The organism is Streptomyces sp. NPDC027962 (genome assembly GCF_055566095.1).
The window spans coordinates 127873-140567 of the sequence record NZ_JBVHTA010000012.1 but is presented as its reverse complement, the minus strand read 5'-3'; the positions used below and the strand labels follow the sequence as shown (position 1 = coordinate 140567).

The following is a 12695-nucleotide window of genomic DNA, read 5'->3' as shown; positions in this document are numbered from 1 at the left end:
GTCATGGCAGTGGGTGCGGGCGGAGGTGCCGCGGCGAGGCCGGGGCCGATGCGCAGCCGGTACGGGACTCGGCCGTCCCCAGCCGGCCCCGGTGCCAGGTGAAGTCGTGCGCCTCGGACAGCCGCAGCGCCTGGTAGCCGACCGGGATCACCTTGACCACGGACCAGCCCATCGCCCGCAGCCCCGGCGGCAGACGGAACCCCAGGTCGACCACCAGCGGGTCGGCGTCGTCGGCGAGCAGGAGATCAGCCAGCTCCGGCGTGGTCACCGAGGAGTTCTCGGGCGGCGGGGTGGCGGCGTCCCCGGAGAAGGCCGACACCCACTCGGTGACCTGCTCGTAGCCGCGCCGGGACACCAGGTGCCGCAGCCGGTCGTCGTCGGTGAGCACCAGCTCGGGGGCCTCGTGCGTCGCCTCGCACCTCAGCTCGCGCACGACCGTGCGCAGCTGGAGCGCCTCCTGGAGCGCGCCGCGCACGGCCTGCCACGGGTCGTCACTCGTACTGCAGCCGACCGTCGCCAGGGGCTGCCGCTCGTCCAGGACGGCGACGACGGAGCAGTGGACGCCGGCCAGACCGGTGGGCAGGTCCGCAACGACCGGGGTGAGGCCCTCCCGCTCGGTCCGCCGGAGCAGTGTGAGCACATGGTGGCGGGCGGCCCGCCGCCCGCCGTCCCCGTGCAGCTCGGGCGGCAGGACGCGCCGCAGGCGCAGGCCCCGCTCCCAGGCCACCATGAAGGCGTCGCGCTCGATCACTTCGAGGAGCGCGGAGCGCAGCGCGTACTCGTACCCGTGGCCGGCGGCGGCACCCGAGGGGGTGGGGTCGAAGGACGCGTACGCCTCCGTGGGCGCCGGGTAGTCCACCAGGCCGGCCGGCACCAGCACCTCGCTGTCGTCACGCAGCCGCCGGGCCGGGTACCAGAGGTGCTCCTCGTCCGCGGCGTGCGGATCGCCCAGCGCCACCTCGGGACTGTGGAAAGGCAGCGCACGGGCCTCGCCGAGCCGGCCGAGCCTTCCCCGTACCGCGCCCGTGGGAGCGCCGTGCTCGGGAAAGAGGGCGTACCGCTCCACCGCCTCTCCGACCCCACGGGTCAGGGCGTCGGTACGGGAGTGGCCGTAGGCACCGACGACCCGGGGGCTCAAGGTGCCGCTCGGTCGCCCGCCGTGCGCGTCGTCCTGTTCGGTGGCACCCGCGGTGAGCCGCACCAAAACCTGCCAGAGCGGATCACCCGGGCTCGGGGGCCGGACCACGAACCGGTCCGCGAGGCCGTGCTCCGCGCCGACGGTGGCCAGGAAGTCGATCACGATGCCGCGACCACGGGGTGCGGCGTGGCCGTGAAGCGGTCCGGCGCGGCCTCGAAGAACGGCAGCGTGGTCCCGCGCCCGCCGAAGGCCGCGTCGAGAGCGAGCAGCACGCCGGCACCTCCCGTGGCCAGATCGGTGGAGATCTTGAGCGACTCGTGGCCCAGGAAGGCGGTACGGCCGTTGTCCCGCACGGTCTGGAGGGCGAAGTCCCGCGCGTTGCGCAGGACCGCCCGGCGCAGCGCGGTGCCGTCGGCGTCGCCCTCCCCGGCACCGCAGTGCAGCAGCGCGAGCATCATGCCGGCGCGCCCGTGGAACAGGCCGCCCTGCGGCAGGAACTGCCGGTGTGCCAGGGCGCGCATGGTGTCGAGGGCGGCGGCCGGCCCGGCGTCGGGGCGATGCCGCAGCAGGTCGTGCAGCACCATCGCGGTGCCACCGCAGCCGAGGCCCAGCACGGGGACCGGGGTGGTGATGCCTTCGGGCAGGCCCCCCTCCGGGTGGGCGAGGTGGTCGAGGTCCTGGCGCGCGGCGCGTATCGCGGCATCGAGGTGTGCGGCGTCGCCGGTCTCCTCGTACATCCGCAGCAGGAACAGGGCGCGCCCGGACGGGCCGCGCAGGAGACCGAACCGGCGCCTGCCGTCCGCGGGTCCGGGCGGGCAGGGGGCCGCGGCGAGTTCGTCGGCGCGGTCCAGCCAGGCGCTGTCGCCGGTGGCACGGGCGAAGTGCAGCAGGGTGAGGCCGAGGCCGCTGGTGCCGCCGCGCAGGGAGTCGTCGGCCGCCGCCTGCCCGGCCGCCGCCTCCTCGTACGCGGCCACCGCGCGGCCGAGCAGTTCCCGGGCCTCGTCGGTGCGACCGAGGCTCAGCAGGGTGTACGCAATGCCGCTGAGGCCGTCGTAGAAACCCGGCCGGGGTGCGTCGACGGAACGTGCCTGGTCGGTCATCCACTCCACGAGCGGGTCGGGGATCTCGGTGCCGGACCGGTGCAGTGCCCAGAGCACCCCGGCCGCCCCGTGCGCGAAGGCCGAGCCGCCCTCGGGCGTGAAGAACTGCTCGGGGTCGCCGGGGAAGAGCCGGTCCTCACGGTCCGGGGTCGCCGTGGCGAGGATGCCCTCGGCGATCTCGTGCCGCAGCTCCTCCCATCGCTCCCCGCCGGCGGCGGGCCAGTCGGCCGGCGGCGTGGGCTGCGCCGGGGGGTCGAGGCGCAGGTCGCGCCGGACGTCGTCGGCGAAGCCGGCCGGCAGCGGGAAGCGCGCGAGGATCGCGTCGAGGAGGTGCTGGGCCTTCTCGGCGCCCCAGATCAGCAGGGCCGTGGCCGGGACGAAGACGGCGAGGCGCAGGCAGCCCAGGGCATGGCGGTCGATGTCCGTACCGGTGACGTCCTGCGGCGCGGTGAAGCCGACGGCGCCGAGGGTCTGCGGGGCCGTGGAGTCGGTCGGCCTCGCGGTCTCGAAGTCGATGAAGGTGACGCCGCCGTCGGGGCGGACGAGCACGTTGGAGGGGTGGAGGTCGGCGAAGACGACGCCCCGGCCGTGGAGTTCGCCGACGCCCCGTTCGACGCGCGCGAGGACGTCCAGCGCCCAGCGGCTGTACTCGGCGAAGTCCTCGGGGTCGTCGCTGCCTCTGGTGAGCGGGTTCCGCCGCAGGATGAGCTTGGCGAGGGGCTCGCCCTCGACGTAGTCGCGCACCAGGAACCAGTGCTCGTTGCCCTGGCGGTAGTCGAGGAGCCGGGGCACGCAGTCGAGGCCGGCGGTCCGCTCGAGCGCCCAGTGCTCCTGGCGCTGGCGCTCGACCGCGTCCACACCCTCGACCAGTCCGGCGAGCGGCCGGGCCTCGCGCAGGAGCACCTCTCCTCCCGTGCGGGTGTCCGTGCCGCGGTAGACACCGCCGCCGTTGGAGAAGTGCACCGCGGCGGTCACCCGGTAGGGGAAGTCGGTGAGGGTTCCCGCGTTGCGGGCGGCGAGCGCCTCGCCGAGGCAGTCCGGGATGGTCACCCACGACGGCGGCCGGAAGCCGGGGCCGCGGTGGTCGGGCACGAGGTTGCCCTCGGGATCCTCGACGCAGTGCACCGGCTCACCGCGCGATCCCCGCACGGTCCGCGCGGTGAAGCCGCCGTAGCGCACGTACAGCGGGCCGGAGCGCCAGCGCAGGTCGCTGAGGATGTACGGCCCGTCCTCACCGTCGAGGAGGTCGCCGAGTTCGTCCAGGACGCGTGCCAGCTCCGCCTCGTTCACCGGGTAGAGCGTCAGGAACTTGCCGCTGGCGCTGCGGTCTCCGTACTTGCCGTTGCGCTGGGCGAGCAGGTGCGGGCTGCGGATAAACTTGAAGGTGAGCCCGTTGGCGAGGCAGTACTTCGCGGTGGTCGTGAGGACGCGTTCGGCGTTGTCGGGGGTCGCGGAGACGTGGATCTTCCAGCCCTGTGCCGGGAGCCGTACGTCCGGCGGGGTCACACCGAGCCATTCCGTGTCGCCGCCGCGGGTCCAGCCCGGCGGGAGTTCCTCACGGGCGAACGGGAAGTTCGACTCCTCGTCGTTCAACCGGACGGGCAGGTCGAAGTAGGGGCTGCCGGGCGGGCAGAAGTGCAGATGCCGATCGATGTCCATGTACCTGTAAACCTGTCCCTCACTGTCCGGCCCGTTCCGGGTACGCACGGGCCGCTCCTCCCCCGCCTCGACGTGTCAGGGCACGTCACCGCAGGCTGGGAGCCATGTACTTGAGATAGAGCCACTGCCCGAGCGGCCGGCTGCCGGCGTCCACCTGCGCGATGCCGGCCTTCACGGAGGGCGGCAGGCCGCCCACGGCGCCGAGCGCGATGCCCGATACCGGCACCGGGAAGTACACGCCCTCCTTCATGGGCAGGAAGGCCGACATGGGCGCCTCGCCCGCGTGCGGCCTCGGGTCGCCGACCACACCTGTGCCCAGGTCCGCGCGCAGCACGATGCCGCGCTTCTGCAGACGTACCTCGGCGCCTTCGACGATCGCGTCGACGTCGCCTCCCTCGGCGATCACCAGCGTCACCCGGCCCTCGTCCTGCACGAAGCCGCCGGCCACGGAGTACGGCACCTGGATCAGGCTCAGTACCGCCGTGAGGACGGCCGTGGCCAGGACGCCCACCACGGCGATCCGTCCTCGGCGTGCCCCGGCGGTACGCGCCTCGGCCAGGACCTTCCTGCAGCCGAGCCCGGCTCGGTACAGCAGGTAGCCGATGCCGCAGGCCAGCAGGACGGCGCCGGCGACGCCGAGACCCGCGATGACGTCGGTCCAGAGAGTGGCGGCCGTCCCGACGAGGTAGAGCGGGAAGACCATGCAGGCAAGGCCGAAGGCCACGGCCCAGGACAGCTGGGGCAGTTCGCGTTGGTACCTGCCGCCGAACAGGCCCTTGGCCAGGAACCTGCGGGCGTCCGTCATCGACCGGTCACGCAGGTGCGAGAGGTCGAGATGGCTCATCAGCGCGAGATAGCCGTCGAGCTTCACGAAGGGAACGAAGTTCAGGACCGCCGTGAGGCAGGTGGAGACGCAGAACACCAGCATCCCGTGGTGCAGCGCCGAGTCACCGCTCGGTCCCCCGACCGCGAGCGCGGCGAGGGCGGTACCGCAGCCGATCACGAGCTGGGTGGCGATGCCCGCGAGCGCCACGTGGATGCGCTGCTCCTTGCGGGGCAGCCGCCAGCCGTCGGAGACGTCGCAGAAGAAGGCGGGCGTGAGGTAGAAGAGCATCACGCCCATACGGCTCGGTCGGCCCCCGTAGTGGGTGAGCACCGCGCCGTGGCCCATCTCGTGCAGCGCGGTGGTGACCAGCGTGGCGAGGAAGACGCCGAGGAGCACGGTGAACGAGACCGGTTCGCCGAGCGCGGCCCTCAGCGCGGGCGCCTGGAGCATCAGGCCGAGCAGACCGCCCGCCACGATCAGGACGGCGACCGCGGCACCGATCCGGTTGGCGAGCAGCCGGATCAGCGGTGCCAGCCTGCGCAGCAGGCCGTACGGTCGGAGCACGGTGAACTGCAAGGTCGCCGGCGGTACGAACTTGAACCACGGGCTGCTGCTGCGGTGCTCGGTCCCGTCGTCCAGCAGCCGCAGTTTCCCGAGCCGGCCGACCACGCCGTCCACGATCGTCTCGGTCCACGGCGAGCCCAGCTCCCTGGCCAGCGCCGAGTTGTCGCGGGCGCCGTCGAGGCACGTCATCAGGCGTCCCATGTCGGCGCCGACCCGGATGTACTTCTGCTGACCGGACTGCACGATCCACGGCGAGCCGTCCTCGGCCGGTTCGTGGACCAGGACGTGCGGGGCGAGGCGAGGGCGGCGCATCAACTCGTTGGGGTCCCGTTGCGGTCCCGGCCCCTGGGACCGCCCGGCCCGCCGGCCCCGGATACCCCTTGGTCGGCGGTGCCTGCCGGTGCCCACGAGCAGTCCGGTCCTGCTCATGTGACATCTCGCTGGGTGAACAGGCGTCTCGCGGCGAAGCCGGCGACGCTCAGCCAGCCCGCGACGACGAGCAGGGCGACGGGTACGGACAGCGCCTCCGCCTTGTCGTCCAGGTAGACGGAGCCCAGGGACACCTGCATGGTGAAGCGGCCCACTTCGGGGAGGAGAGCGTGCAGCCCCTCGTCGACGAAGAGGGTCACCACGAGCAGGGTCGCCACCGTGGCGGCCTGGTTGCGGATGATCCAGCCGAGCAGCACGCCCCAGGGGGCGGCGATCACGATCGCCGCGCTCACGCCGATCAGGGTCAGCGTCGCCTCGCGGCTCCACACCGGGTCGAGACCGAACATCGGGAAGAACGTCCACAGCGACACCGGAGCGAGGATCGCCGCCACCGCCGCGAACAGGACGCCCATGAGTGTCCCGACGACGGTCTTGGCCACCAGCAGCCGATCACGTCCACCGCTGAGCAGCACCGAGCGGCTGATCGCTCCCCCGCTGTACTCGCGCGTCACGAACACGGCCCCGAACAGCATCGAGGCGAGCAGCACGGAGAACCAGGACCGGACCACCTCGGCGGAGCCGAGCACGGCGGTCGTCGCACCCTGGTCGATCTGCAGGTCCGCTGCCGCGGCGGCACCGCTCGACCCGAGCAGGCCGAGAAAGAGCCCGACGCCGAGCATGATCCACCAGGTTCGGCCGCTCCACGCCTTCAGCCATTCGGCACGCAGTACGTCACTCATGCCGCATCCCTCCGTTCACGCCGCCGTCGCCCCGGGCCGTCGCTCCGGCGGTTCCGCCGTGGGACCCGGCCCGGCCCATCAGGTCGAAGAAGCGGTCCTCCAGAGTGGCGCCGGAGCCCGGGGGGACCAGCTCCTCGATGGGGCCGCTGAAGCGCAGGGTCCGCTGGAGGATGACGACGTCGTCCACGGTCTGCTCGACTTCGGCGAGTTGGTGGCTGGAGAGCAGCACGGTGCGTCCCTCGGCCGCCAGGGAGCGCAGGAACAGCCTCAGCCAGCGGATCCCTTCCGGGTCGAGTCCGTTGGCCGGCTCGTCCAGCACCAGGAGTTCGGGGTCCGCGAGCAGGGCGACGGCCAGCGCGTGCCGCTGCCGCATGCCCGTCGAGTAGCCCTTGATCTTGCGGTCGGCGGCGTTGCCGCCCAGGCCGACCTGCTCCAGCACGGCATCCACGCGGGACGCCGAAAGGCCGAGCATCCGGGCCCAGATCTGCAGGTCGCGACGGCCGGTCGTGCCGGGTATCGGTGCAATGTGGTCCATGCTGACGCCCACGCGCCGTGCGGCGTCCGGCAGTTCGGCGTAGGGACGGCCGAAGACGGTGGCCGTGCCGGAGGTCGGGCGTACCAGGCCGAGCAGCATGCGCAGCGACGTCGTCTTGCCCGCGCCGTTGCTGCCGAGCAGGCCGACCACGCGGCCGGGCCGCACCTCGAAGGAGACGTCCTCCACCGCCGTGGTGGCGCCGAAGCGCTTGCCGAGGCCGGCGAAGGCGGCGACCGCTGCCCCGCTCACTGGCGCCTCGTACGCCGGTTGTTGAGGTTGATCCGGTAGGCGCTCACGTAGACGGCACCGGCGGCCAGAACCAGGAAGATCCACTGGTTGAGTCCGTCGAGCGCGAAGCCCACGGGCAGGCACACCGCGCTGAGCAGGATCAGGAACCAGACGATTTTGTCGTTCGAGGAGCGCGGTACGGAGTTCGACACGGCTTTCTCCTATCTGTCGCGTCTCAGTGGGGGGAGTGGTGGGGGAAGTGGGCGAGTGCGGCGCGTGGCGCGCCGCACTCGCCCGATGACCGGTCGACCGGCCGGCTGACCGGCTGACCGGCTGACCGGCTGATCAGTGATCAGTGATCAGGTGAGCGCGGCCACGCTGAGGCCGGCGACGCTCATGGTGAACGTCAGGCCGCCCGTGAAACCGGTGTAGAAGCCGGGGGCCTCCATGGCCTCGAGCTCCTGCATGCCGAGCTCCAGCGCCGGCACGGCGCCGTCCTTCAGCAGGTCTGCCGAGACGGTGTCGATCGTGGTCTGCATTGTGTGTCACCTCATTGTCGAATGAGAACGGATGGTGAAACGGTGTGCGTGCCCCTGGGCACGGGTCCCGGCCGCGGTCCAGGCAGCCGGGACCCGCTGTGCGGCACGTGCGACCGCAGGTCCGATCAGGTGAACGCGGCGCCGCTGACGGCCAGGTACACGCTGCCGTAGGCGACGGCGCTGGTGACCGCGGTGCCGGTACCGAAGCCGGCCCACGTGCTCCAGCCCGGGGCCTCCATGGCCTCGAGCTCCTGCATGCCCAGCTCCAGCGCCTCGGCGCCGTGAGCGGAAGAGTCGATGACTCCCTGCATTGCTTTCCCTCCCTGGTTGTTTTCGGGGATCTGCTGTTTCCCCCGCTCACCGGTCGCCCGGAGAGCGGAAGTCTGTGGGGCCGCCCTCAGACGGCGGCTGGTTCCGGTGTCCGTTCCCGCGCGGTTCCGGAGGCGGGACGCCACGCCGCCGCGTCGAGCAGCGGGCGCAGGTCCGCGGTGCCGAGGCCCCGGAGCATCGGCAGTCCGCCGCCCCAGGCGCGGACGGCGCGCTCGCAGACGGTGGCCGCCTGCTCCTCGGTCAGGGTGATGCGGCGTCCGATCCGCCAGTGGTCGAGGAGCGCGGCGATGCCGTCCGCCGGATCGGCGGGCAGGACCCGGCCGCCGCTTCGGCCCTCCGCCGTCTCACGGAGCAGCCGCCAGATCCGCCGCAGCCGGCGGGCGGATCCGAGCCGTTCGTCGCCCGCGCACACTGCGCGCCACAGCGGCGGCAGCAGGGCGGACACGGCGGTCATCTTGCGGATCTCCAGCGTGGTGGACAGTTCGTTGGCCAGGTACCAGCCCTTGGCGCCGTAGCGGTTGCGGCCGAGGGAGGCGAAGGTGAGGTGGGTGAGCCCGGACACCTTGGCGATCTCGGCTCGCAGTTCACCGTCGGCGACAAGCCCCGCCTCTCCCGTCTCCCGTACGTCCGAACCGAGCTGGACCAGGCGTCGCGCGAGCGCCTCGGCCAGCAGGTCCTCCGTGGGCAGTTCACGTGCGTCGCCGATGTACAGGCTGACGATCCGGAACAGCGCCTCCACGACGCCTTCGGCGAGAAGCTCGTACGGCAGCGTGGCCGTGGCCAGCGGGTCGATGACCGCGACGTCGGGCTGCAGGCTCTCGCCGATCACGAGCCGGCGGCCGTGCCCGGCGCGCAGGCATGCGGCCGCGCTCAGCTCCGCGCCGGTCCCCACGGTCGTGGGCACCGCGACCAGCGGCAGGCCCCGCCGGATCTCCGCCGGGAACATCACGAGACCGCCGCGCTGACGCAGCGCCAGCCGCGCGCGGGCGGCGCGGTCGTCACGCACCACCGCGGCGAGCTTGGCCCGGTCGAGCAGTGCGCCACCGCCCACCGCCACGAGAACGTCGCCGCCTTCGGCGAGCCCGGCCATCTCGTCGACGTCCCGGAGACTTCCCGCGCCCGTGCGCACCACCGTGCGGATCTCGCAGCCGGCGTCGGCGAGCAGCCCGCCGATCCGGGTGGCGATGGCCCCGTCCGCGACGCCGGAGTCGAGGAGCAGGACGGCCCGGGCGTGGTCCGTCTGCCGCAGCCAGTCGACGAGGCCGCTCGCGCCGTACAGCGTGCGGGTGGGCGCGTGCGAGCTGAGGGAGACCGTGCCGGGGATCACCGCGCCGCCTCCCGGTGAGCCGCCAGTCCCTCGCGTACGCGGGCGAACAGCTCGCCCAGTTCGGCCTCGGTGTAAGTGAGGGCCGGGATGAGCTGGAAGCCGTGCGGGCCCGGATGCACGATGGCCCCGGCGGCACGGATCGCGGCGACCATCGCCGGTACCTCCGCCTGCGGGAGTGGCTGACCCGTCGCGTCGGCCAGCCGGACGGCGCGGAAGCAGCCCGCGCCGCTGTGGCCGGCGACCGCATCCGTCTCCATGGCCAGGCGGTCGAGGGCGGTGTCGAGCGCCCGGGACAGGCCGCGGCCCCGTGCCACCGCGTCGATGCGGCGCATCTCCTCCATGGTCGCGAGGATCGCGGCGCAGGTCGTCGGGGTGCCGGCCTGCGTCTCGCCGTGGATCAAGAGGGTGTCGGTGCGGTGGAACGCCTCGGCGACCCGGTGCGCGACCAGGACGGTCGCCGCGGCCATGGTGCCGTTGGTGAGCCCCTTGGACGCCACGAGCAGATCGGGGTGGGCGGGCCAGGACTGCGATGCGAAGAAGGTTCCGGTACGGCCGAACCCGGTGGCGACCTCGTCCGCCACGAGGAGGAACCCGTGTTCCTCACGTAGCCGCAGCAACGCCTCGACGTACTCCTCGCTCAGCGGGACCGCGCCGCTGCCGAGGACCGGCTCGACCACGACGGCGGCGATCTGCGTCCCCTGCCTGCCGAGCAGGGTGGCGAGTTCCTCGGGATCGTTGGGGGTGACGTGCCGGATCAGTCGCTGGTCGACGCCGTAGGCGCTCTGGCCCAGTTCCTCTCCCGTGAGCGCGAAGCTCCCGTACGTCAGACCGTGGTAGCTGCCGCGCAGGCCGACCACGAGCTTGCGCCGCGGCTCTCCGCACAGGGCGTGGTACATCCTGGCGACCTTCATCACCAGGTCGTTCGCCGCGCCGCCCGAGGTGGAGAAGAGCACCCGGCCGAAGTGGTGTGCGCCGGCCGCCTCGGTCAGTGCGGCGGCCGCGCGGCGCGCGTAGCCGTTCTCGTAGCGGAAGACGCTGAGGTACGAGGCGGTGCTCGCGGCCTCCGCGATGGCCTGGGCCACCGCCCTGTTGCCGTAGCCGATGTTGGTGTTCCACAGGCCGCTGGTGCCGCAGAGGAGTTCCCGGCCGTCGGCGAAGGTGACCCGCACGCCTTCGGCGGAGACGGCGCACAGGTCGTCGCGCCCCTGCTGGGACGGCGGCAGGAGTGAGGGCCACAGGGGTCCGGGGACGGGACCCCCCTCGTTCCGCGGAGGGCCGATGACGGTGCCCGTCGTGGAGTCGGTCATCGCTTTGCCACCTCCGCTTCCAGGAGTACGGTCTCGTGCCGTCCGTCGCCGCCCACGGGCCGGTGCCGGGCTCGTATCCGGAAGCCCGCGGCGGTGAGTTCGCCGGCGAGGACGTCCGCGGGGATCACGGCCACGGTCGACGTGCACACGATCAGCGGCTCCTCATCCGTATCGTCCGCAGCGCTCGTTTCATCGCTCCGGTCCGTCTCGGCCCGGTGGACCGTGACGGTGCGGATTCCGGCCGCGGCGTCCCAGTGCTCGTGCAGGTGGTACCGCTGCCCGCTGGCTCCCGCCGCCTCGACACGCACCTCGTCGGTCGCCGCCTCCCCGTCGACGACCTCCGCCGTGGAGACCAGGAAGACGCCGCCGGGCGCGAGGTGTGCGCGTACCGAGCGGTACAGGCCCGCCCGGCCTTCCTCGTCCAGGAGCGAGATCGACGTCGTACCGAGCACGACCGCGCCGAAGCGCCGGTCCAGCTCGAAGCCGGACATGTCGCCCCGGACCCGGGTGCACCGCTCACGAAGCTTCGCGGGAGCCTCGGCGAGGCGGGAACCCAGCAGGTCCAGCATCGCCGGGGAGAGTTCGAGAGCGGTGACGTCCCGTCCCATGGCGAGCAGCGGCAGGGTCAGCCGGCCGGAACCGGCGGCCAGGTCGAGGACCGGGCCGGTGGTCCCGCGCACCAGCGCGACGAGTTCCCGGACCTCGTGCGTGTCCTGCCGGCACATGTCGTCGTAGATGCGCGAGCCCGCCTCGTCGTAGACGCCGCACAGCCGCACCCGGCCCTCCTCCAGGGAGGCCAGCCACCGGCCCGCGCGGCCGGGGACGGTGCGCGGGGTTCCGCCGATCGCGGTGTCCGCCGGGGCCGTCACGCGTCGGTCCGCTCGCGGTCGGCGGTGGTCAGGGCGACTCCCGCGGTGCCGAAGAAGGTGAGCACCTGGCGCAGGTGGCCGGGCGCCGCGTACGCGAACGCGGCTTCGACGCCGCCGGTCACGAGCAGGGCCTCGGCGACCTGCCCGGCGCGCGTGTCGAGCTGGAAGAACCGGCCGGTCGCCGGGACGTGGACGTACACCGTCTCGCCGGACCACAGCAGCAGGGGCACGTCGGTGCCGGTGTGGTCGGCGGCGGGCCCGGCCTCGGCCAGTGCCGGGTCGAGTCGTTCACCGAATCCGGAGACCTTCAGGGAACCGACTCCGCGCGAGCGCAGCTCCCGTAGGGCGTCGAGGGCGGCGAGGTACCGGCCCAGCCAGGGGCGTTCGGCAAGTGCGGCCGAACGGACGTCGTCCGGCACCACGGCGGCCAGGCTGACCCCGCAGGGGTGGTCGGCCACGGCGTTCACGCGCTGCCACTCGGCTTCCAGCGACGCCAGCGGGTCGCTCGCCGTGCCGAGCGGGAGGCCGCCGGGTGCGGTGGAGGCGTTCCCGTCCCCGTCGACGTACAGGCGGGTGCGCGGTCCGTCGGCACCGGGGCCCGCGCCGAGCGCGGACAGATCCGCGAGACGGACCATGGGGTCGCAGACGTGGGCCGGGAAGTCGCCCTTGTCCCGGGCGGCGTCGGCGTCGGCGAGGAACGCCTCGAAGTCCGCGGTCTCGGTGATCCTCAGCACCGTCGGGCCGATCACGGACATGTACGGGCTGGTGCCGTAGTCCTGCGTCTGGAGGAAGAAGGCGTCGTCGATGGACATCTCGTCGCCCGACTCCACCAGCGAGCCCTCGTAGCCGAGGACGAGAGGAGCGTCGTCGTGGCGCTCCGGCGCCCGGCCCGGCACGAGGACGAGCGTGTCGGGTCCGGTCAGGTCCGAGGCGAGCACCGCGTCCAGGTGTCCGGCGGACTCCAGGACCAGAGTGCCGGTGCCGGTGGCGGTGGCGTCCGTCCGGTGTGCGGCGCTGCCCGCCGCCCACGATGCCAGGTGCCGCCTGACCACGCCCGGTGCGCTGCCGACGTCGGAACCGTTGGCGTCGTTGCCTTCCATGGGC

At 73.0% G+C, this 12695-nt stretch carries 12 protein-coding genes; all 12 read right to left on the bottom strand.

The features are described from left to right. Window position 1: 1 nt before the first annotated feature. Window positions 2–1300, bottom strand: coding sequence for a YcaO-like family protein (locus tag ACZ4SA_RS14410; RefSeq protein ID WP_468273802.1), 1299 nt, complete (start codon window positions 1298–1300; stop codon window positions 2–4). Further along, entirely contained in the window at window positions 1297–3897 is a 2601-nt protein-coding gene (gene lanKC / locus ACZ4SA_RS14405) for a class III lanthionine synthetase LanKC (protein ID WP_468273799.1), read from the bottom strand. The genes ACZ4SA_RS14410 and lanKC overlap by 4 nt, the downstream gene beginning before the upstream one ends. Window positions 3898–3982: 85 nt before the next feature. Then, window positions 3983–5716 carry a daptide biosynthesis intramembrane metalloprotease gene (gene mpaP / locus ACZ4SA_RS14400; protein ID WP_468273797.1) on the bottom strand — a complete coding sequence of 578 codons (1734 nt, stop codon included), beginning with the start codon at window positions 5714–5716 and terminating at the stop codon, window positions 3983–3985. Next, complete coding sequence (locus ACZ4SA_RS14395) at window positions 5713–6456, bottom strand: ABC transporter permease (RefSeq protein WP_468273795.1); 744 nt, start codon at window positions 6454–6456, stop codon at window positions 5713–5715. Before ACZ4SA_RS14395 ends, mpaP begins: the two co-directional genes overlap by 4 nt. Beyond that, complete coding sequence (locus ACZ4SA_RS14390; protein ID WP_468273791.1) at window positions 6449–7240, bottom strand: ABC transporter ATP-binding protein; 792 nt, start codon at window positions 7238–7240, stop codon at window positions 6449–6451. The genes ACZ4SA_RS14395 and ACZ4SA_RS14390 overlap by 8 nt, the downstream gene beginning before the upstream one ends. Continuing rightward, window positions 7237–7431, bottom strand: coding sequence for a hypothetical protein (locus ACZ4SA_RS14385; protein ID WP_468273788.1), 195 nt, complete (start codon window positions 7429–7431; stop codon window positions 7237–7239). The genes ACZ4SA_RS14390 and ACZ4SA_RS14385 overlap by 4 nt, the downstream gene beginning before the upstream one ends. A 147-nt stretch (window positions 7432–7578) precedes the next feature. Then, window positions 7579–7758: a daptide-type RiPP gene (locus ACZ4SA_RS14380; protein WP_468273786.1), complete on the bottom strand. Its 180-nt coding sequence runs from the start codon at window positions 7756–7758 to the stop codon at window positions 7579–7581. Window positions 7759–7883: 125 nt separating this feature from the next. Beyond that, complete coding sequence (locus tag ACZ4SA_RS14375; RefSeq protein WP_468273784.1) at window positions 7884–8069, bottom strand: daptide-type RiPP; 186 nt, start codon at window positions 8067–8069, stop codon at window positions 7884–7886. A gap of 86 nt (window positions 8070–8155) precedes the next feature. Further along, window positions 8156–9415 carry a daptide-type RiPP biosynthesis dehydogenase gene (mpaC, locus tag ACZ4SA_RS14370; protein ID WP_468273782.1) on the bottom strand — a complete coding sequence of 420 codons (1260 nt, stop codon included), beginning with the start codon at window positions 9413–9415 and terminating at the stop codon, window positions 8156–8158. Beyond that, on the bottom strand, window positions 9412–10722 hold the full coding sequence (gene mpaD, locus ACZ4SA_RS14365; protein ID WP_468273780.1) for a daptide-type RiPP biosynthesis aminotransferase: 1311 nt from the start codon (window positions 10720–10722) through the stop codon (window positions 9412–9414). The genes mpaC and mpaD overlap by 4 nt, the downstream gene beginning before the upstream one ends. Next, window positions 10719–11591, bottom strand: a complete 873-nt coding sequence (gene mpaM, locus ACZ4SA_RS14360) for a daptide-type RiPP biosynthesis methyltransferase (protein ID WP_468273778.1) — start codon at window positions 11589–11591, stop codon at window positions 10719–10721. The genes mpaD and mpaM overlap by 4 nt, the downstream gene beginning before the upstream one ends. Then, window positions 11588–12691 (bottom strand): daptide biosynthesis RiPP recognition protein, encoded by a 1104-nt coding sequence (gene mpaB, locus ACZ4SA_RS14355; RefSeq protein WP_468273776.1) that lies wholly within the window; start codon window positions 12689–12691, stop codon window positions 11588–11590. The genes mpaM and mpaB overlap by 4 nt, the downstream gene beginning before the upstream one ends. Window positions 12692–12695: the final 4 nt, after the last annotated feature.

Bases quoted from the DNA above. Each gene is read 5' to 3' on its own strand.
- lanKC (WP_468273799.1), bottom strand. From the start codon at position 3,897: ATGGACATCGATCGGCATCTGCACTTCTGCCCGCCCGGCAGCCCCTAC.
- mpaP (WP_468273797.1), bottom strand. From the start codon at position 5,716: ATGAGCAGGACCGGACTGCTCGTGGGCACCGGCAGGCACCGCCGACCA.
- ACZ4SA_RS14395 (WP_468273795.1), bottom strand. From the start codon at position 6,456: ATGAGTGACGTACTGCGTGCCGAATGGCTGAAGGCGTGGAGCGGCCGA.
- ACZ4SA_RS14380 (WP_468273786.1), bottom strand. From the start codon at position 7,758: ATGCAGACCACGATCGACACCGTCTCGGCAGACCTGCTGAAGGACGGC.
- ACZ4SA_RS14375 (WP_468273784.1), bottom strand. From the start codon at position 8,069: ATGCAGGGAGTCATCGACTCTTCCGCTCACGGCGCCGAGGCGCTGGAG.
- mpaD (WP_468273780.1), bottom strand. From the start codon at position 10,722: ATGACCGACTCCACGACGGGCACCGTCATCGGCCCTCCGCGGAACGAG.
- mpaB (WP_468273776.1), bottom strand. From the start codon at position 12,691: ATGGAAGGCAACGACGCCAACGGTTCCGACGTCGGCAGCGCACCGGGC.